This window comes from Alteribacillus iranensis (genome assembly GCF_900113025.1).
Classification (GTDB): Bacteria; Bacillota; Bacilli; order Bacillales; family Marinococcaceae; genus Alteribacillus_A; species Alteribacillus_A iranensis.
In genome coordinates this window covers 58,745-77,089 of record NZ_FONT01000006.1, presented here as the reverse complement: position 1 = coordinate 77,089, position 18,345 = coordinate 58,745, and the positions used below count along the sequence as shown (strand labels likewise).

The 18,345-nt window shown below is 39.6% G+C and carries 16 protein-coding genes; 1 reads left to right on the top strand and 15 read right to left on the bottom strand.

What is annotated here, in order from left to right:
- Window positions 1–30 precede the first annotated feature (30 nt).
- From hprK to BM095_RS13100, 9 genes are all read right to left on the bottom strand, one after another.
- Window positions 31–963 carry an HPr(Ser) kinase/phosphatase gene (gene hprK, locus BM095_RS13140; protein ID WP_091662715.1) on the bottom strand — a complete coding sequence of 311 codons (933 nt, stop codon included), beginning with the start codon at window positions 961–963 and terminating at the stop codon, window positions 31–33.
- A gap of 160 nt (window positions 964–1,123) precedes the next feature.
- On the bottom strand, window positions 1,124–1,486 hold the full coding sequence (locus tag BM095_RS13135) for a phage holin family protein (RefSeq protein WP_091662713.1): 363 nt from the start codon (window positions 1,484–1,486) through the stop codon (window positions 1,124–1,126).
- The gene (locus BM095_RS13130) at window positions 1,486–1,686 is read right to left on the bottom strand and encodes a PspC domain-containing protein (protein ID WP_091662710.1); all 201 of its coding nucleotides are present in this window, start codon (window positions 1,684–1,686) and stop codon (window positions 1,486–1,488) included. Before BM095_RS13130 ends, BM095_RS13135 begins: the two co-directional genes overlap by 1 nt.
- A gap of 14 nt (window positions 1,687–1,700) precedes the next feature.
- On the bottom strand, window positions 1,701–2,873 hold the full coding sequence (locus tag BM095_RS13125) for a DUF4097 family beta strand repeat-containing protein (RefSeq protein WP_091662707.1): 1,173 nt from the start codon (window positions 2,871–2,873) through the stop codon (window positions 1,701–1,703).
- A gap of 114 nt (window positions 2,874–2,987) precedes the next feature.
- The gene (gene uvrA / locus BM095_RS13120; protein WP_091662702.1) at window positions 2,988–5,870 is read right to left on the bottom strand and encodes an excinuclease ABC subunit UvrA; all 2,883 of its coding nucleotides are present in this window, start codon (window positions 5,868–5,870) and stop codon (window positions 2,988–2,990) included.
- A gap of 5 nt (window positions 5,871–5,875) precedes the next feature.
- Window positions 5,876–7,852: an excinuclease ABC subunit UvrB gene (gene uvrB, locus BM095_RS13115; protein ID WP_091663065.1), complete on the bottom strand. Its 1,977-nt coding sequence runs from the start codon at window positions 7,850–7,852 to the stop codon at window positions 5,876–5,878.
- A gap of 158 nt (window positions 7,853–8,010) precedes the next feature.
- Window positions 8,011–8,232 carry a hypothetical protein gene (locus BM095_RS13110; RefSeq protein WP_091662700.1) on the bottom strand — a complete coding sequence of 74 codons (222 nt, stop codon included), beginning with the start codon at window positions 8,230–8,232 and terminating at the stop codon, window positions 8,011–8,013.
- A 23-nt stretch (window positions 8,233–8,255) separates the two neighbouring features.
- Window positions 8,256–9,449 (bottom strand): PDZ domain-containing protein, encoded by a 1,194-nt coding sequence (locus tag BM095_RS13105; RefSeq protein WP_091662698.1) that lies wholly within the window; start codon window positions 9,447–9,449, stop codon window positions 8,256–8,258.
- A 96-nt stretch (window positions 9,450–9,545) separates the two neighbouring features.
- On the bottom strand, window positions 9,546–10,988 hold the full coding sequence (locus BM095_RS13100) for a S41 family peptidase (protein ID WP_091662696.1): 1,443 nt from the start codon (window positions 10,986–10,988) through the stop codon (window positions 9,546–9,548).
- A gap of 310 nt (window positions 10,989–11,298) precedes the next feature.
- On the opposite strand from BM095_RS13100, the gene BM095_RS13095 reads away from it, so the two are divergent.
- Window positions 11,299–11,907 carry a TetR/AcrR family transcriptional regulator gene (locus BM095_RS13095; RefSeq protein ID WP_091662693.1) on the top strand — a complete coding sequence of 203 codons (609 nt, stop codon included), beginning with the start codon at window positions 11,299–11,301 and terminating at the stop codon, window positions 11,905–11,907.
- Between the two features lie 86 nt (window positions 11,908–11,993).
- Here BM095_RS13095 and BM095_RS13090 read toward each other — a convergent pair whose 3' ends face one another.
- From BM095_RS13090 to BM095_RS13065, 6 genes are all read right to left on the bottom strand, one after another.
- Window positions 11,994–13,220 carry an MFS transporter gene (locus tag BM095_RS13090; protein ID WP_245757907.1) on the bottom strand — a complete coding sequence of 409 codons (1,227 nt, stop codon included), beginning with the start codon at window positions 13,218–13,220 and terminating at the stop codon, window positions 11,994–11,996.
- 402 nt (window positions 13,221–13,622) lie between these two features.
- Entirely contained in the window at window positions 13,623–14,264 is a 642-nt protein-coding gene (locus BM095_RS13085) for a 2Fe-2S iron-sulfur cluster-binding protein (RefSeq protein ID WP_091662690.1), read from the bottom strand.
- A 15-nt stretch (window positions 14,265–14,279) separates the two neighbouring features.
- Entirely contained in the window at window positions 14,280–15,938 is a 1,659-nt protein-coding gene (locus tag BM095_RS13080) for an FAD-binding protein (RefSeq protein ID WP_177194821.1), read from the bottom strand.
- 1 nt (window position 15,939) lies between these two features.
- The gene (locus BM095_RS13075; RefSeq protein ID WP_218151635.1) at window positions 15,940–16,644 is read right to left on the bottom strand and encodes an ABC transporter ATP-binding protein; all 705 of its coding nucleotides are present in this window, start codon (window positions 16,642–16,644) and stop codon (window positions 15,940–15,942) included.
- Window positions 16,631–17,371 carry an ABC transporter ATP-binding protein gene (locus BM095_RS13070; protein ID WP_091662682.1) on the bottom strand — a complete coding sequence of 247 codons (741 nt, stop codon included), beginning with the start codon at window positions 17,369–17,371 and terminating at the stop codon, window positions 16,631–16,633. The genes BM095_RS13075 and BM095_RS13070 overlap by 14 nt, the downstream gene beginning before the upstream one ends.
- Window positions 17,346–18,341, bottom strand: a complete 996-nt coding sequence (locus BM095_RS13065; protein WP_091662679.1) for a branched-chain amino acid ABC transporter permease — start codon at window positions 18,339–18,341, stop codon at window positions 17,346–17,348. The genes BM095_RS13070 and BM095_RS13065 overlap by 26 nt, the downstream gene beginning before the upstream one ends.
- Window positions 18,342–18,345: the final 4 nt, after the last annotated feature.

Below are 18,345 nucleotides of genomic sequence, written 5' to 3'. Positions count from 1 at the left end.
TAATCGCTCCAATCCTTCTAAACCAGAATATTAGTATTCATCACGGTCTCCGTCTTCAATGACATTTGTTAACCGTTCTGAAAATTCTTGTGCGGCGTTAATCCCCAAGCGCTTCAAACGGAAATTCATGGCTGCTACTTCTACAAGAACAGCAAGGTTCCGACCGGGGCGAACAGGGAGAGTGTACTTTGGAATATCCGTATCTAAAATGGTGATTGTCTCTTCTTCAATACCTAATCGGTCATATGCTTTATTTTCATCCCATAATTCTAATTGAATAGACATGGAGATCTTATTATACGGACGTACGGCCCCTGCTCCGAATAACGTCATCACATCAATAATACCAAGACCTCTAATCTCCAATAAGTGTTTCAACAATTCGGGAGGGCTCCCTACTAGTGAGTCTTCCTGCTGCCTTATCTCAACCGAGTCATCTGCCACTAGCCGGTGTCCTCTTCTGACTAAGTCCAGAGCGGTTTCACTTTTACCAACCCCACTTGCTCCTGTTAAAAGTACCCCTATTCCATAAATATCTACAAGAACACCGTGAACTGCAGTGATCTTCGCTAATTTTGCCTCGAGGTACGTTGTCAGCTGACTAATGAGACGGGTCGTCGTATTTTCCGACCGGAGAATAGGAACACCGTTTCGTTCCGCGCTTTTCATTAACTCTGGGGGCGGGATAAGACCACGCGAAAGGATAATTCCAGGCGTATCATATGTACATAATTTTTCCATTCTTTCTCTCTTATCTTTATCGTTTAACTGGTGAAAAAATGAGAGTTCTGTTCTTCCTAGCAGCTGTAATCGTCTAGCCGGATAATACGTAAAAAAACCCGCCATTTCTATACCAGGCCGTGATATATCGCTCATCGTGATTGGCCGATAAATACCTTCTTCCCCTGCTAATATTTCTAAATTAAATTGCTTAATTAAATCGTTCGCTGTTACTTTTGGCATACTATTCCCTCCAACCTTTCCATCAACAGACATAACGCCCGGTTGGAATCTTCTAATTTTCACACTCCTCCATTGTAGCACGAAATGGGTAGGATGTGGATCGCACAACAAAAGCGCTCCTTTTAAGAGGAACGCTTTTCCATCCTTTTCAATTCCGTACTCAATCACTTCTTCCGCGGAGGGGATGAAGAATAAAGTTATGAAGCAGCATATTGACACCGGCAATAATAATAGATGCCAACAAGGCCATACCAAATCCTGATATCTCAAAGGCACTTCCCATTAATTCTGCCGTTAACATAAGTAACGCGGCATTAATGATAAAAATAAATAACCCTAGTGTAAAGACAGTGATAGGAAGAGTGAATAATATGAGCAATGGCCTAATGAGTAAATTTATAACAGTAAGAATAAAACCGGCCATAATCGCTGCACCTATCCCATCTAGCTGAAAACTAGAAAAAAATCCAGCAACAACCATAAGAGCAATGGAATTGATGAGAAGGGAAGCTATACATCCCATTACTCTGTTATATCTCCCTCATTAGGCATGATGAAAGCAAGAACTATATAAGCGATTAATATCGGGAAGCCGGATGTAATAAAACCTAATAAGACCGTTACTATTCGTACCAAAGTCGGATCTACGTTAAAGTAATCCGCTATTCCTGCACAAACTCCTGCAAGCATACGGTTTGTTTGACTACGTTTCAAGAGTTTCATTCGAGCACCTTCCTTTAGTTAGGCTTGACAGTGATTGAGCCTGTTTTTGTATCTGCGTCTACTCTCAAACGCGGAGAAGCAGTTGGGTTTGAAACAAACTTTAATGATTTCTGGATAAAATCTTTCTTTTCTTCTGCAACCTCTGTCTTGTCTAGCGTACAGTTGTAATTACCAACGTTTGTCTTCAACATTCCTTCGATCCTTAGATGATCCGGCACGGTAACATAAATACTACCCGTGGCTGCAGTTAGCTCTGCGCGCCCATCTTGGTTTGCTGTAAGGGAGCATTCTATGGTTCCATTCAATGACTCAGCTTCTAAATCTCTTATTTGCGAGTGAATATCGATGGACCCGTTCATTGTTTTAATATCAGCGATATCTAGATGGCTGTATTTCATTTGGATAGGTCCATTTACAGTTTCTGCTTCAAATTTTTTGACGTCCAGCCCATTCATTGTGATACTTCCATTGACAGCCTTAACGGAAAAGCGGTCCGAAGTTACTTGATCAGCTTGCAAATGGCCGTTGAAAGTATACAAGTGAATTTTTTCATATTCTTCCCGCGGAATATATATCACCGTATTTACTTTCACTGATTTTGTTTTTGTATAAAACCGCAATTCATCTTCGCCTGCTTCAAATACAGTATTGTCCAGGAAAGTTCGGCGAGCTTCCTCTGTCGTCCTCCCTCGGTAAACTCGTGCGTCACATACTACTTTCACGTCTGATTCTTCCCAAAGCTTCATTTCTACCGAACCATTTTCCAAGGATATATCAAGAGCTTTCTGCCGCATATCTTTATGTTGAAAAGTATGGTGAACCTCTTGATAGGTACCAAAATTAAAATCTAGATCCATATCCTTTATTTTCTTGATCGCACTATCTATAAAATCCGTAAAAGTAGTAGTGAAATCTGTTTTGCCTGTTTTCTCCCGGCTCCACTCGTCATCAAACCTTTTATTGCCTTCTTCCCAATTCACTTTCGTAGAGAGACTTTTTTTATCTGAGGGTTGTGACGAATCCTCTGAACGATTTTCAGAGGGTTCGGTATCTTGATGTTCGAACTCAAGCCGACCTTTCGTCTTGTCCTCTTTCGGAGGTTTAAGCGCTTCTAATAATTTAGCGCCATCCTCCGCCGAGATCTTGCCCTCTTCGATCATTTTCAAAATCATTTTCCGCTCTTCCATCGCCGATCCCTTCCTTTTGTAAAATGACTTACATACATACTAATCACCTGACAGGTTATATTTTCCTTAGTACTTAAATATAGTATCGGAATAAGATAAGAAGATCGGTCGCACTTATGCTTGTGACTCAGCTACTTTTTCTGCTTGATTGTAGCGCTCCACTGTACGCTTGTGGTCCCGTTCAAGTATAGGCCTTAAATAGCAGCCTGTATGAGAATGTTCCACTTGTGCTACTTCCTCTGGTGTTCCGCATGCTATGATCTTCCCACCTTTGTTACCACCTTCCGGACCAAGATCGATGATGTGGTCTACGGTTTTAATGACATCTAAATTGTGTTCAATTACTACAACAGTGTCACCATTTTCTACCAGGCGTTGAAGCACTCTAAGAAGCCTGTCAATATCATCAACGTGGAGTCCTGTTGTTGGTTCATCCAAAATATAAAGTGTTTTTCCGTTCGACCGCTTATGCAACTGACTCGCCAATTTCACGCGCTGTGCTTCTCCTCCTGACAGAGTCGTGGCAGGCTGTCCCAGTTTTAGATAGCTCAAACCAACATCGTATAATGTTTGCAGCTTACGCTTGATTTTCGGAATATTTTCGAAGAATTTCAAAGACTCTTCTACATTCATCTCAAGGACGTCGGCTATATTTTTTCCTTTGTAATGTATGTCAAGGGTATCTCTGTTATACCGCTTACCTCCACACTGTTCACAAGGAACATACACGTCTGGCAGGAAGTGCATTTCAATTTTAATGATTCCGTCCCCTTTACAGGCTTCACAGCGACCTCCTTTTACATTAAAGCTGAATCGCCCCTTTTTGTAACCACGCATTTTCGCTTCATTTGTCATCGCAAAGACGTCGCGTATATCGTCAAAAACGTTTGTATACGTGGCAGGGTTGGAGCGCGGCGTTCTCCCGATTGGAGACTGATCGATATTAATCACTTTTTCTAAATGTTCAATTCCCTGAATTTCTTTGTGTTCACCTGGCTTTTCTTTCGCACGGTGCAGTTTTAGAGACAGCGACTTGCGAAGAATGTCATTTATGAGAGTACTCTTTCCTGACCCTGACACGCCCGTGACGGCAGTAAACAGCCCAAGGGGTATGTCAGCATTTGTATTTTTTAAATTATTTTCTTTCGCGCCTTTAATTTTTAACCATCTCTTATCCGGCTTGCGTCTTTCCGCTGGAAGAGGGATAAATTTTTCTCCCTTTAAATACTGACCGGTTAAGGAATGAGGGTTTTCTTTAATTTCTTCAGGGGTGCCTTCCGCTGTAATATACCCTCCATGATGGCCCGCTCCTGGTCCAATGTCTACGATATGGTCGGCCGCAAGCATCGTATCCTCATCATGCTCAACTACAATAAGAGTATTACCCAGATCCCTCATTCTTTCCAATGTTTGGATAAGAAGATTGTTATCCCTCTGGTGAAGACCAATAGAAGGCTCATCCAAGATATACAATACTCCCATTAAAGAAGAACCAATCTGAGTTGCAAGTCTTATTCTCTGCGCTTCTCCACCGGAAAGGGTCCCGGCTGACCGGCTTAACGTTAAATAATCAAGCCCCACGTTTGCTAAAAATCCAAGACGTTCTTCTATTTCACGTAAAATTAAATTTGCAATTGCTTGCTCTTTATCAGTCAATTCTAAGTGCGAAAAGAAAGTTTTTGCTTCTTTTATCGATAAATGGGTTGTTTCTCCAATGTGCACGCCTCCAACTTTTACGGAGAGGCTTTCTTTTTTCAATCGGTGGCCTTTGCAAGTAGGGCAGCTTTTGCTAACCATATATTGTTCCATTTGCTCACGTATATAGTCAGACGAGGTTTCATGATAACGTCTCGAAATATTATTTAAGACACCTTCAAAATAGATGTTGCGCTTCCTTACCATCCCGCGGTCATTTTCATAACGAAACTCTATTTTTTCTTTGTTATTACCTCTAAGGATGATGTCCATTTGTTCTTTGGGTAGATGTTTGACTGGGGTCTCCATGTCAATATGGAAGTGACGGCAGACAGAAGCAAGAAGCTGAGGGTAGTATTGAGAACTTGTCGGTTCCCAAGCTGCGATCGCATGTTCTTTTAGCGTTCTTTCCCAATCTGGAACTACTAATTCCTCGTCGACTTCAAGCCGGCTGCCCAGCCCGTCACAGGTAGGACAAGCCCCAAATGGACTGTTAAATGAAAACAGGCGGGGTTCGAGTTCGCCAATGGAAAAACCGCAGTACGGACAGGAGTGATGCTGATTAAATAACAATTCTTCCCCATCTATTACATCTAGCAACACACGGCCGCCGCTCAACTCTAGAGCCGTTTCTAGTGAATCGGTTAAGCGGGTCTCTACCCCTTCTTTTATTACCACTCTATCTACTACAACTTCAATATTATGTTTTTTATTTTTTTCTAATGTAATTTCTTCATGAAACTCTCTCATTTCTCCATCGACTCGTACTCTGACGTATCCTTTTTTCTTCAAGTCTTCAAGTACTTTGGTGTGCTCACCTTTTCTTCCTGAGATGATTGGAGAAAGAATTTGCATTTTTGTACGCTCTGGAAACTCTAACATACGGTCCACCATTTGCTGAACGGTTTGGGAAGAAATTTCTATTCCATGCACAGGGCACACTGGCTTACCTATCCTTGCGAATAATAGACGTAAATAGTCATAAATCTCTGTTACTGTTCCTACCGTAGACCGTGGATTACGGCTTGTCGTCTTTTGATCAATAGAAATAGCCGGAGAAAGTCCTTCAATGGAATCAACATCCGGCTTGTCCATCTGGCCCAAAAATTGACGTGCATACGCAGACAAAGACTCTACGTAACGCCGCTGCCCTTCGGCATAAATCGTATCAAACGCGAGAGATGATTTACCAGACCCAGAGAGTCCGGTAAATACAATGAGCTTATCGCGCGGGATTGTTACATCTACATTTTTTAAATTATGCGATCGCGCACCTTTGATTTGTAAGTTTTCTAAAGCCATCAAGGTCATCCTTCCGCTTTAATTTCCAACAGCATATCGCGAAGTTCTGCAGCACGCTCAAACTGTAAATCCCTTGCCGCTTGCTTCATTTCTGATTCTAATTCATCGATCACTTTCTGACGTTCTTTCTTGCTCATTTTATCTAGAGCCGGTTTATCAAAATCTCCTTCATCCTCCGATGAAATAGTCGCTTGAATAACTTGCGGAATTGCTTTTTGAATAGTTTTTGGAGTAATGCCATGTTTTTCATTATATGCTTCCTGAATCTCACGCCGACGATTCGTTTCGCGGATAGCTGTGTCCATAGAATCAGTAATTCGGTCTGCATACATAACGACATGACCATTCGAATGACGCGCTGCCCTTCCCATTGTCTGTATAAGAGATCGTTCTGCACGAAGAAACCCTTCTTTATCCGCATCTAAAATCGCTACAAGTGACACTTCCGGAATATCAAGACCTTCTCTCAATAAATTGATTCCGACGAGGACATCAAACTCTCCTAACCTCAATTGCCGAACAATATCTATCCGTTCTAATGTCTTAATATCCGAGTGCAAATATTTCACGCGGATCCCTACTTCTTTTAAGTAAGCCGTTAAGTCTTCCGCCATCTTTTTAGTTAATGTCGTAACAAGTACGCGTTCACTTTTCTCTTTACGTTCATTAATTTCACCGATTAGATCATCAATTTGGCCTTCAATAGGGCGCACATCAATGGTAGGATCTAACAACCCGGTTGGTCGGATGATTTGTTCAACCATATCTGGCGTATGTTCGATTTCGTAAGGTCCCGGTGTAGCCGATACAAAAATAGCTTGATTTACTCGTTCTTCAAATTCTTCAAATCTCAGCGGGCGGTTATCAAGTGCTGAAGGCAGCCGAAACCCATGATCAACGAGTACTTGTTTACGGGCCTGGTCTCCATTAAACATTCCTCTGATCTGGGGCAGCGTCACATGCGACTCATCTACAACAATTAAAAAATCATCCGGAAAATAGTCTAAAAGAGTGTAGGGAGAATCTCCAGGCTTACGAAATGTTAAATGACGGGAGTAGTTCTCGATACCTGAACAAAACCCCATCTCCTTCATCATTTCAAGGTCATAGTTTGTTCGTTGCTCTAGCCGTTGAGCCTCCAACTCTCTGCCTTTCTCACGAAAACGAGCCAGCTGTTCTTCAAGCTCTTTTTCGATGTTTTTTATCGCTCGATTTAATTTATCTTCCCTTGTAACAAAGTGAGACGCCGGAAAAATGGCGACGTGATTTCGTTGCCCTAGAATTTCTCCCGTCAAAGCATCTACTTCCGTAATTCGGTCAATTTCATCACCAAAAAACTCGACTCTAATACAATGCTCGTCTCGTGATGCCGGAAATATCTCCACGACATCTCCGCGCACTCGAAAGGTTCCGCGAACAAAATTTATATCATTCCGTTCGTATTGAATATCTACTAACTCCCTTAGGACAGTATCTCTTTCTATTTGCATTCCTGTCCGAAGAGAGAGTACTAAGTCTCTATATTCTTCAGGAGAACCTAAACCATATATACAAGAAACACTGGCAACAATAATAACGTCGTTCCGCTCAAATAAAGCACTTGTAGCAGAATGGCGGAGCTTATCAATTTCATCATTAATGCTGGCATCTTTTTCAATATACATATCAGTCTGGGGAACATAAGCCTCAGGCTGATAAAAGTCATAATAACTGACAAAATACTCTACAGCATTATTAGGAAAAAATTCCTTAAACTCGCTATAAAGCTGACCAGCTAACGTTTTATTATGCGCTATAACAAGAGTCGGCTTAGTAACTTCCTTTATTACATTGGAAACAGTGAAGGTTTTTCCGGTTCCTGTTGCGCCTAAAAGTGTTTGGTGCTTCCTGCCTTCTCTCAACCCTTCTGTGAGCGCTTCAATCGCTTTAGGTTGATCCCCCTCAGGCTTATATTTGGAGACTAAATCAAATGTTTCACTCATCAACCATCCCTCACTTTTCCATTCCATTACAGTAGGATCTTCTATATACTACTGTACTATTATACCACACATTCTTGCGAATCAAACGGTTTTACGAATGAATGTTCGTAACAGTGACATGATTAACTTATGAAAAAAACAGCGGCATATCACCGCTGTTAAGGACCTTTCTTCTTTTTTTTAGCTATATTCCAAATAACCGGTATGGATAACAGTAACGATAACATAGTGACGACGCCTGTCCAAAGACTAATATCCCAAGGCTTGGTACCAATTGTTACTATAACTGTAACTAATATTCCGCCTAAAAAGCTATGTGTTAGTCGAACTGAAATATATAACATCAGGAATGGAAGAATAGCAGCTCCAATAATCGTCACGTAAGAACTCCTTCTTTCTCCGCTTACCCTTCTCTTGACATAGTAAAGGGGTAATCTTTTTCTTTTACTAACAAGACACCTATCTCGTGATGTTCATTATCATAAACAGTTGATTGGGTGTGTCGAACTTCTCCATTCATGTCTCTCACTTCCACTTTACTATACGCCGAGTTTTTTTGAAGAGCATGATAAAATTCTCTTTCATTATTCACAGGTAAACCATTCACTTTTATAATTGTTTCTCCAGGAAGCAATCCCATTTTTTCAGCAGGCGAACTTGGGAGCACCCCCAGTATTTTTACACCTTTACGCTGAAGTGTAAAAAGAGGGGGATTCCCTCGTTCCTGTCTTTTCACAAACAGCTGTAAAAACAGCCTGCCAGCTACTGCGAAAATAGTTACATAAAGAAGAATACCAGGATAGAAATAAGCTAAAATTGTTCCTGCCCCAACTATTATGGCTAGCATACAAATATATTGTCCAATGCGAGTAAATGCTTGTTGCGGCAAAGTATGATAAATAGTAAACCGAGAACCGATGGCCACCGGGACTAGAAATAGAGACAAGCCCCCATCCTCAAATGGCACAATTGGCCACACGCTAAACCCCTCCAACGGCCCTCCAGGAATAAATAGAAAGAGAGGTACAAACCATACTCGTTGGAGCCGGTGAGCGCCAACCCATTTGCCACGTGGGCTTTTGGATATCAGAGGGGAAGTGTGACGAGGACCATCCTTCCACACTAATATCGCTTCTCCAAACAGAAGAACCGTCATAACTGTCATTACAGCAAGAATATCCCCTTGGCCCAATCCTGTAATTTGAGAAGATATCCACGGTACTTCTGCTCCTGTAACCGTGATAAAATAAACAATCAGTATGCTTACACCTAGCGTCAAAGCAGGAGAGAGTAAGTTAGCCCTGCCAGTTATAGAAAACAAGAGAGTAAGAATACCTATAAGAAACAGGAATATAACAGAAATCACAGGTGCCAATATAACGGTTATAACTGACAAAACTATCCCTGCCAATAAACCTGGTAATATAGGAGCAGTAACATCAAACACTGCTTGTTGTACTTTCATATGAAAGTCAGCGCGTTCTCTTTTCACTCGAAAGTAACCGAGCATAAACATGACAAGTGGAAGAATATATGTAAGGGGATGTGTAAAAAAACGCCCGACACTTTTCAGCAATTCCCAGCCCAGTATTTCCATGAACGCCGCTCCTTTTCCTTATATATGCTATCAGGCTGTTTCCTTATCGGATGCTTTGATAAGAAACAGCCCATATTTGTTAAGCATCACTTAAGGTTATTGAGTTGAGATTAAATCAAGTGCTGCATCTAATTGCTTGTCATTAGAAGGATCTTGAATGAGTTCTAACAGGGCTTGGTTCATTTCACCAGCTGTGTTTTCATCAATTACACCACTAGTTTCCAAACCCTCCGTACTTTGTTGAAACGCGCGAACAGCATCCTCCGTTGCTTGATCAAAATATCCATCGGTTCGGCCAGGGTTATAACCTAGTCCTTCTAACATCTTTTGGGCTATACCGACCTGTTCCCCTATGTCATCCTTCGAAAGTTCATCCTCCGGGGACAACACGGCAGAATAAAAGTAATCAGGCTGCTTCACTTCAACAGTCGGACTCACACCTTCCTCATTTATCCAGTTGCCATCGGATGTTAACCATTTAAACATGGAAAGTTTCAGCTCACTGCCATCTCCTAATTGCACAGACTGTTGAACAGTTCCCTTGCCATACGTCGTCTCTCCCACGAGTTCATAACCACCAGCCTCTTTCAAAGCTGCTGCCAGAATTTCTGAAGCCGATACGCTTCCTTGATCAATCAGCCCTACAATGGGATAAGTCTTCTTCTCATGCAAAGCGGATACAGAACGAACGATTTCACCATTCGGATCTTCAATTTGAACAACCGTTTCTTGACCAGGTATAACTAAATCACCTATTTCTTCTACACTGGTGAGAAAACCTCCCGGATTCCCTCTTACATCAATAATTAAACCATCAATTCCTTTATCTTCAAGTTCATTTAAATGTGTCTCAAACTCAGAAGCTGTTTCCTCAGCAAAAGAGGTTAGCTCCAAATAACCAATCTTCTTACCATTTTCCTGGTATATGTCGGAATAAACGGTTTCTACCGGGATTTCATCACGCTCTACCTCAACTTTAAAAGGCTGCTCTGTACCTTGTCGTCGTACCGTTAGAACTACAGTAGTACCTTTTTCACCTCTAATTTTTAGTACCGTGTCATGTAATGAATCACCTTCTGTACTCTCCCCATCGACTTCCAAGATTTGATCGTTCGGACGGAGACCTGCTTCTTCTGCAGGAGAATCCTTAAAAGGCGAAACAATCGTTACCGTATCATCCACCATACTGACTTCTGCTCCAATACCTTCAAAAGAAGACTCTAGAGACTGAGTAAATTCTTCTGTCGTCTCTCTATCCATATAGGCTGAGTGAGGGTCTTCTAATTCGTCCACCATCCCCTCCAATGCCCCTTTGATCAATTCTTGTTCATCTACATCTTCCATATATTTTTCATTGATTATTTGATAAACCTGTTCTACTTTATCTAACCCGTCTGCTTCCGGCTCACTCTCTATCTCCGATTGTGAGCCTGAAGTGCTGGCCTCTTCATTCATACCCATGCCGGCAAAAACGCCGCCTGTCCCTGCAATCAAGGCAGCACCGACTACTGCAGCTGCAGCTTTTGGTTTCCATCTCATCTATGTACCACCTTTACACTTTCACTTATCTATTTCATTCTACCATGAAATGATAATTATCTTAAACTACTCTTACTCATCTACAACAGAAGCGGGGGATTTTTTGAAGCTTATCTACTTCAGCAGAGATAAATAAAAAAATCTCAAAGCTTCTAGATTGTTTAAAAAGTTTCCTCTCATATGCTTTCACCTCCTCTTATATAATGTATAAATTATAAGAAATTTAATTATTTGAAAATTTTGTATGTTATCCAGTCGGTTTTTTGTTATAATAAACTTACGTTTAAAAAATTTAAAACGGAGGTTTGTTATGAGTAAATTAAAAGAAAAAAGGAGAAACCAAATATTGATAGCTTCATTACAAGCTATAGCTGAAAAAGGATTTCATTCACTCACCTTACAAGACATAGCTGACTACGCTGGAGTTAGTAAAGGTGTAACCAATTATCATTTTAAAAATAAAGAAGATGTATTGCGTCATTTGCTAGAATGGGTTACTGATAAAATTTATGAAAACGAATACAATGCTATTCAACAAGAACACACAGCTATAGGTAAATTGACAGCTTATGTAGAGGCTGCTTTCTCTACTCCAGCCGAGAACAAGAGATTTTTTAGAGTTTATATAGACTTTTTAGGGCAAGTTCGTCATAATAGCAATTTCAAGGAAATCAATGATAAGTTTTATGATAATTGCTGGTCTATTGGGAGAGAAATTGTATCATTAGGACAAGAAGAAGGAATATTTCCAAGCAACATGGATATTGAAAAAGCTTCCATATCTATAAGGTCATTAATTGATGGCTGCTTAATACAATGGTTAATGAGAGAACAAGAGGACCTACATGACTACTATAAAACCATCTGCCTAGAGACTCTTATTGCCTCTTTGACAAATAATAATGTAGTTAATCAATAAAAATAGGCTGCTCAACATGATTTGTCCATGTTGAGCGACCTATCAAAATAAATTTATTCGGAGTTAAATCTAAATAAGGAATGAAATTATTGAGCAGTCTTTCTTACCTTTACTTTCGCGTCTCTTTCAAAGCTTTTGAATTTGATCATAGAGACAATTCCTAATATTGGTCCTATGCTTAAGAGAACAAACACCCATTCCCATCCGACCCATCTTTGAAACATTGGAATAATATTTATAGATACTATTGTTATAAGAAATCCTATACACATTTGAAAAGTTAGTGCTGTTCCTACATATTCTACTTCTGCAAACTCTGATACTGCCACTGAAAATTGTGCAGAATCAGCAATCACTGCCATTCCCCATATCAGCGCTAATACGATGGTTAACCATAATAGATGACCAAACACCATCCCTATTCCTATGGCACAAAAAGCACTAATAGCCATCGCAATAACAGTTAGATTAGAACGCCCTATCTTATCTGCTACTATCCCTCCTAATATACATCCTATTCCTCCTGCCACACCAATCGATAAAAAAGACACGAGTGTACCCATCCATGGCTCACTACTTGATTTTGTGAAGCTGGCTGTTAGAAAGACGGGAAGCCAAGTCCACATTGCGTAAAGTTCCCACATATGTCCAAAATATCCGTAATTCGCCAACATGACTGGTTTGTTTCGAAAAACTTGTACTAGCATCCCCATTGAAAAAGGGGTCCTTTTCGAAGAGACTGGGGCATCTTTGAGAAGTATAAATATCATGGCAGCTGCGATAATGGATAGCATGGAACTAACTGCAAGCACTAGTATATTATTAGTTGTTGGGATAAGTATTGTAATAAGATGAGGTAGAGCAGTTCCTAAAGTTAGAGCTGCAATAATAATACCTGTAGCAATTCCCCTTTGTTTAGGAAACCATTGCGCTATGAGTTTAATAGCAGGTGGATAAACCCCAGCAAGTGTAATCCCGGTTAGAATCCGAAGAGCTATTCCAAAAATAGCTTGATCCGAAAAAATAATTAGAAAGTTGAAGAGTGCTCCTAGAAGAGCGCTAAGAGCAAAAAGCTTTCTGACATTAAAACGATCGGCTATACCAAAATAAGCACTAATAAATGCTCCTATTACAAATCCAGTTGGTATGGATGCAGATAACCAAGCCTCAGTCAGCGGAGTAACATTCCAAATCACTTTCAATTGAGAGGTTATTACAGAAGCGCTGAACCACAAGCTTAGTGAAAAAAATACTGAAATTCCAATTACACATAGAGCAAACCACCGATTTTGTTTCATTTCCCCAAAAATCATTCTTCCTCCCTTCGCTGATGTGTAAACGACGGAGCTGGATCAAAGGGTGTTATTCAGTTGAAAAACATCCCGCTTTCACCAGAGGCACAAGTGCGACATCAGTTCAAACTACGTGCGCTTGCTCTTTCTCTGTGTGGTGCACCTATAGAATAAGAGCAACATCTGCTTGAACTTCACTTCGTTCTCGCAGTGTTTCTTTTACCGCAGAGAGGAGTCTCCAGTTTTATCAACTAAAGGCTTATAGATGTGTCGATGCTTTTGAATACCTCCATTTTCTGGAAAGTAACCATTCGATCATGTCTATAGCATTTGAAAACACTAATCATGATGACAATTGTATTTTAGCTCCTTATAGTTTCATACAAAGGTATTAAACTTCATTTTAAAGAGATGGGGTTTTCATTAGTCAATAAACGGACTTATAGCCAATTTGTTAATTGGTACTCCATAAGGACAAGGGATAGTTGGACTATTTTTATATTCGTGCAGTCCTAATTTTTGCGCTATCTCCTTGTAATTAATGTCTAGTCGGGGGTGGTAATATATTTGCGCCAACTTCACGAAAAATAGTGGACCTGCATTTTGATATCGGTTTTCATGGGAGTATATGTCAGATGAAGAGAGACAAGCTTGACAATCAGTACACTTAACAACTGCCATATACTCATCTGATACTAGTATAGAGGCTTCACCCTCTTTAACAGTAGGTATCAACTCCAAATCTCTAATCATTTTGGTAATATAGGAGCGTTCCACAATAAGGTCTTGAACGATTGGCACATGATCCAAGGGTTCCACTAACATTTCATTCTTTGCATTTGTTACACACGCCATTTTTTCTTTTCCATTGACTTTAACAGCACACAAACCACAATCCTTAAATCTACAGCCATATCTAATACCCAAGGTAGGTTCTTGCTTTTCTTGAATCTTTTTGAGTGCTTCTAACAACGTCATTCTTTCCTCAAAGGTGTTAACTAGATATGTTACCACTTCGTTAATTTCATCGGTTTTTCTTTTCACGTTGATTCTAATAACACACATTCTAATCCCTTCCAATTATGAAATACTTTTATCATATTTTTTAGCCTGAACTTCCCCATCCTTTAAATCAACTTTTACGTTATAATCTTCTGAATTATTTTCCGAAGGATAATCAAGTCTGTAATGACTCCCTCTCGATTCTCTTCTTATTAAACTACTAACTATGATTGCTTTCGAAGTAGTGACCATCATTTTTAACTCAATTGTATTTAAAATTAATTGGCGTTGCTCCGATTTTTTCCAATTTACAAATAATTCTTTTGATAATTTTTCAATCTTCTTAATTTGTTCCATGGCCCTGAGTAAACTTTTTTCCGTTTTGATAAGTCCAACATCTTTCCACATTACCTCTGCAAGTTTTTTCTTTAATAAGAACGGTGAATTTGAGCCTTTCCCATTACTTATTGTCTTCTTATATTCGTTAATGATCAGGTCAGATTCTTTTATAGGGAATGGATTATCTTTTGTTTTATCTATTTGTTCTGCTGCAATCTTTCCTACCTTCCGACCGAATACCAACCCCTCAAACAGAGACATTGAGCCAAGACGTCCTGACCCATGAACGCCACCAGCCGCCTCACCAGCTACCAACAACCCATCGACTTCTGTACAGCCTTGTTGATCTACTAACACTCCTCCCATGATATAATGAACTGTTGGAATTACTGAAAAAGGTTCTTCCCATTTATAACTTTTAACACCATAAGCATATTTAACGGCCTCTAAGGAACCTGAGTTGTTTGTATTTACCCAAGCTTCTTTTCCATCTTGTTTATTAATGTTAGCAGTAGGGTCTAACTTCACATTGTCTTTCAATTCCGTGCTTCCTCTACTCATTGCTAAAGCTATTTTACGACTTACCTCTTCCCTCGTTAATGATGGGATATTTCCTAAAATAAGTTTGCCATCTTCAGTTATTAACTTCCCATATGGCCCTGCGGCTGCTGTGTCTCCTATCTCTAACCCTGTCATCCCTTGTGGGTACGCTACACCAAATGGAATAAATTGTATTTGTTCCATGTCTATTAAAGAAGCTCCACACTGTAACGCTAGAGAATAACTATCACCAGTGGAACTTCTCATATTATCGGTGTGGGGATCATAAAGCATGCCTCCCCCGCCCGTCGCTAGGATTATTTGTTTTGCATAAATGATATACCAAGTATCTTTTATCCAGTTATAACATATTGCGCCATATACTCGAGAGTCATGAGTTAGTATTTTACATACTATCGTTTCTTCTATTATTTTTACATTCGTCTCCTCAAGTAAGCGCATCCTTAACACATTGCCTAGTGAAATACCTTTATAGGAGGATATATACGTACGCGCCTCAGAATGACCTCCTGGCTTAATTTTAATTTTTTTGTTGCCATTTCTTCTGTAAATGTGACCCCAACTTTCAACGGTTTCATGTATGTTTTCACTGTCGTTTAGTAATGTTTCTACCAATTCACTAGAATTTAATCTTCTACCTGCGTTTAATATATCAATGTCGAGAGAAGAGTCCTGATTGCTAGCAATAACCCCTCCTGAAATACGGGTATTTCCCCAGGAAAACGGATCTTTCGATACAATACAGATGTCTTTGTGCTCTTCTGAAGCAGCTATAGATGCCATTAATCCTGAGACACCACTTCCTATACAGAGAATGTCAAATTCATAAGTTCTCACTTTAAACCCCCAAGTACCCTTGTACAACATCGTCGCTATTCATTAATTCAGAGGAGCTGCCCTCTTTTATGATTTTCCCATTACTTAACATATAAGCTCTATCGGCAATTTTTAGAGATTGCTTGACATTCTGTTCAATGAGTAACACAGTTATTCTCATTGCTCTGAATTCCTCTATAATACCAAAAATTCTTTTTACTATGAGAGGAGCTAAACCGAGAGTGGGTTCATCGAGCATAATAAGTCTGGGATTAGACATCAACCCTCTTCCTATTGCGCACATTTGTTGTTCTCCCCCTGACATAGTGCCGGCTAATTGTTTCTCTTTATTTTTCATCTCAGGAAACAACGCAAAAACCCTTTCTAAGTTTTCATTTAACTTAGATCTAGCCTCTTTGGTAAACGCGCCCATTTCTAAATTTTCTCGTACTGTTAAAAAGGGAAATAATTGTCTCCCTTCAGGTACTTGTATCAAACCCATTTCTGTTCTTTGGTTTGGTGGAATGTCATTAATTAACTCTTTATTATAATAGATTTCACCTTCCATCCTATCTATTAATCCTGAAATAGCACGAACGGTGGTTGACTTCCCTGAAGCATTCACACCCAAAAGTGCAACGATTTCACCGTGTCCTACTTCCAAGGAGACATCCCTTATAGCTTGAAGATCTCCATAATATGCATTCAGACTTTTAATTTTCAGCATCATCATCGCTCCCTAAATAAGCTTCAATCACTTCCTGATTTGAAGATATTTCATCAGTTGTTCCATCAGCTAGTTTTTTACCATAACACAAAACAACTACTCTCTCAGATAATGACATCAAAGCATGCATATTGTGTTCTATCAATAAGATTGTTAACCCCTTGTTATGCAATGTCTTTACGAGGTTCATCATCTCGGCTGTCTCATCATCATTCAAACCACCCATCACTTCATCAAGCATGATCACTTCAGGATCTGTTGCTAGAGCTCTAGCCATTTCAAGTCTTTTTCGATGTCCCAGTGGAAGGGAACTTGCAGTTGTATCCATATATTTCTCTAAACCTACCAATTTCACTTTTTCCCGAGCAATTTCTTTCGCTTTATTCACATCTCTCTCGTATCTTAATACCCCTATGGTCACGTTTTCTAATACCGATAAGTTTCCAAATGGCTTAACAATCTGGAAGGTCCTTGCTATCCCTATATTACATATATTATGAGGTTTTAAATTAGCGATGTCTTTGTCTTTAAACCTTATTATACCTTCTGTAGGCTTTAGGAAACCTGTCACCATGTTAAATAATGTCGTTTTTCCGGCCCCATTTGGTCCTATGATGCCAAGTAACTCTCCCTTTCGAACTGTAATGTCCACTCCTTTAATAGCCCAGTTTCCTCCAAAACTTTTTCCCAAGTTATTTATTTCAAGAAGCTTTGATTTGCTTACCATCTGGATCTCCTCCTGTGAGGGCTTTTTTCTTCATAAATTTCGGCATTTTAAACCCTTCTACTAATCCATTAGGCTTGTACAGAACAACCAAAATTAAAATTAGACCAAAAAACATAAGATGAAGTCCTGCTACTTGCGTAGCGTAACCTCTTAAAATTATTTCTAAAGGAGTTAATAGTATAGAACCAATGATAGGTCCAGCAGGAGAGTTCATTCCTCCTACAATTGCAATCATTGCAATGTGAATGGATATCTGTAACTCTAAGACATTTTCTGGTTCAATAAATAGTAGATAGTTAGCTAACAATGTACCACCAATTGCTGTAAAAAAAGCACTTATACATGCACTTGTTGATTTAATTTTCTTGATATTAATACCAAGTGACTGTGCAGCGTCAGGATCTTCCTTAACCGCTGTTAAGTAAAATCCCATTTTTGAACGCTTAATATATGATGATAGAAGATAAACAATAATCATGAAGATAAACATAATAATCGCGTATGTTTTAGTTTCTACGAATATCATATTTGCAAAGCCTGGCTCATACGGAATGCTCATCCCCATTGAGCCTTGTGTTACTCCTCTTAATTGGGTGGCCGAAATGAATATTAGTTCAGCAAAGGCTATTGTAGCAAGTGTGAAAAAAGGTCCTTTTAAACGCAAACATAAAATGCTTATTACATAAGCTAATGCCGCCGCAATTATTCCTCCTATTAACATTCCTACCCAAGGAGAAATCCCAAAATTTACATATAATATTGTAGACGTGTAAGCACCTAGCCCTAAAAATCCTGCGTGCCCCAGTGAGAACTGTCCTGCATAGCCACCTGTAATATTCCATGCACTGGCTATTGCCGCCCAAATAAAAGTCATCACTAACATATCAAGAAAAAATCTTTCTTGAAAAATTATAGTTAGTAAAAATAGTCCTACAAATACCCATGTGAATTTAGGGATTTTGTTTAACATCTTT